Origin of the sequence: Mycobacterium simulans, from assembly GCF_900232995.1 — a bacterium.
In the GTDB taxonomy this organism is placed as follows: Bacteria; Actinomycetota; Actinomycetes; order Mycobacteriales; family Mycobacteriaceae; genus Mycobacterium; species Mycobacterium simulans.
Map to the genome: position 1 here is coordinate 1 of NZ_OCVX01000057.1, position 2383 is coordinate 2383.

The following is a 2383-nucleotide window of genomic DNA, read 5'->3' on the forward strand; positions in this document are numbered from 1 at the left end:
GGGGGGAGCGGGCGGAGCCGGCGGCGGCGGCGGCGGCGGTGGGGTAGCTGGTGGTGACGGCGACGGCGGTGGCGGCGGCAGCAGCGGGATGGGCGGCGAAGGGGGTAACGGCGGGTTGGCCGGCAACGGCAACAAAGGGGGCACCGGCGGAACCGGCTCGACCAACGCGGGCAACGCCAATACCGGCAGGAACGGCGGCACCGGCGGCACCGGCGTCGGTACCGGCGGGGCCTTCGGGACCGGCGGAGTGGCCTGACGTCGAAGCTGCTAAGCCGGCGCGCTCGTGTCGAGCAAGCCCAGCGTCGCCTACCCGCACCGCGGCTCATTGCTGCCATTCGGGCTAGCCTCGGTCCGTGGTCATGCGCGCCGCTCTCCCCCGCAAGTGGGTGGGGGTACTCCCCCGCAAGCGGGAGGTGCCCCCACCCACTTGTGGGGGCGTGCCCCCGCGGCACCGCTTCGCTCCGCATCGTCGCCGGCGCGGCTCATGAATCCCCCACTACCGAACGTGGCGCTCAACGCAAGCTTCGACGAGCTGTCTAGCTCCGTGCCGGCAACCATCGGCATCGCGATCGCCCGGCCAGGCCTCGCCAAGGCGTACTCGCTGGGCCGGTGGTCGACCGGCGTCGCATGGTCAACCATAAAGGTGCCGTTGGCGATCGCGGCGTTGCGCCGGGATCGCACACACGCAGAACCCTTGGTAGTCAAGGCAATTACCGAATCCGACAACCATGCGTCGGAAGCCTTGTGGTCACTACTGGGAGCGCCCGCGGTCGCGGCTCGCGACGTGCAGGCCATCATCAGAGAGTCCGGCGATCCGGCCACCGTCGTCGAGGCACGACGAATTCGGGCCGGTTTCACCGCATTTGGCCAAACACAATGGACGCTGAGCCGGCAAGCGCAGTTCGCCGCAAACATTGCCGATATCCCAGGCTCGGCGAGCGTAATCGACCTGATGCGCCAGCTCACCACTGACCAGCGCTGGGGTTTAGCCACCAAAAGCATTGCCACGAAAGGTGGTTGGGGTCCCGGTCTAGCTGGTGACTATCTGGTTCGGCAATTCGCGATCGTGCCTACGGACGCTGCGCAGCTGGGCGTGGCGCTGGCGGTCCAGGCACAAGCGTTCCAGAGCGGCGTGGAGGTACTGACCGCGATGACGGATTGGCTTGTTGGGCACCTGCCGGATATCTGTGATCGGATTTCGCTGCTATAGCGGCGTTGTCGTCCCCGGCGGCGACGGCACCAACTGTTACGCGCACCACCACGAGGTGGGACCGGACTCCCTCGCGATCTCGCACTTGAAACTCAGCAAGGCGTGGACCCGTCGGACTCACGATCGTCACGAAACCAATTGCGGGATAAGAGGAGTTGTTAGTAGTTCCGCAGGCCGTTGGCTTATAGCCCAAGCCATTCGTGTGGCCGACAACGACCGCGCGAATGCATTCAAGAGTCCAAAGCGGTTGCAGTACCGCATTATTCGACGAGCGCGTGCACCCTCAACCGAGCCGCCACCAGAATTCCCGGACAGGCGCGAAACAACGTTGACCTGGGCCGGGTGTGCGGGCCGCATTTGCGGCGTATCGCCGCGCCCGCGGTGGACCCGACGAGATGGCCACCGCTCACACCGACGACCGGAGCGCCGGCTCCGACCCCTGCGGAAGCGTGTTGCCCAGAAGCTCTTGCGCGGCAATCGCACATGCAGTTATCACAAAAGGATTTCCTATTGGGCTCATGACTAATAGACTCCCGGCCTACCACCGCGTCAATTACGTTGACAATGCCGTCCCGAGACCGTTGGGAGCTGTGCCATGTCGTTTGTCATGATCTCGCCGGAAAGCGTCGCAGCCGCCGCCAGAGATTTGGCCGGCGTCGGATCGACGATCAGCGCAGCCAACGCGGCGGCGGCGGCTCCGACAACTCAGGTACTCGCGGCGGCCGGCGATGAGATATCGGCTCAGATCGCGGCGTTATTTGGCGGCTTTGGCCGGGAGTATCAGGCGCTTAGCGCGCAGGCGACGGCCTTCCAGGAGCAGTTCGTGCAGTCCCTGACCGCCGGGACAAGCGCATATGTGGCCGCTGAGGCGATCAATGTCGAGCAGAGTTTGCTCAATCTGATTAATGCGCCCACCCAGACGCTGTTGGGGCGTCCGCTGATCGGCAACGGCGCCGATGCGACCACCCCGGGTGGTGCCGGCGGGGATGGCGGGGTTTTGTGGGGCAACGGCGGCAACGGCGCCGCCGGGGGGGCCGGGCAGGCCGGCGGGGGGGGGGGGGGGGGGGGGCGGGTCCTTTTAACAACCTGCGCCGCCGGCGGAAACCCCTTTGGGGGGTCCGGGGGGGGGCGGTGCCGTTTGAAAAAAAACAGCAGCGCAGCAAACGCTGTGCG

General features: G+C 66.4%; 3 protein-coding genes. All 3 read left to right on the forward strand.

From position 1 onward, the window contains the following. Positions 1-256: hypothetical protein (locus MSIMFI_RS27065; protein ID WP_191499998.1), on the forward strand; the 256-nt coding region annotated here is incomplete at its 5' end. A 228-nt stretch (positions 257-484) separates the two neighbouring features. Further along, positions 485-1210, forward strand: a complete 726-nt coding sequence (locus MSIMFI_RS27070; protein WP_191499999.1) for a serine hydrolase — start codon at positions 485-487, stop codon at positions 1208-1210. A 595-nt stretch (positions 1211-1805) separates the two neighbouring features. After that, positions 1806-2383, forward strand: a 578-nt coding sequence (locus MSIMFI_RS27075; protein ID WP_191500000.1) for a PE family protein, incomplete at its 3' end; no start/stop codon positions are given.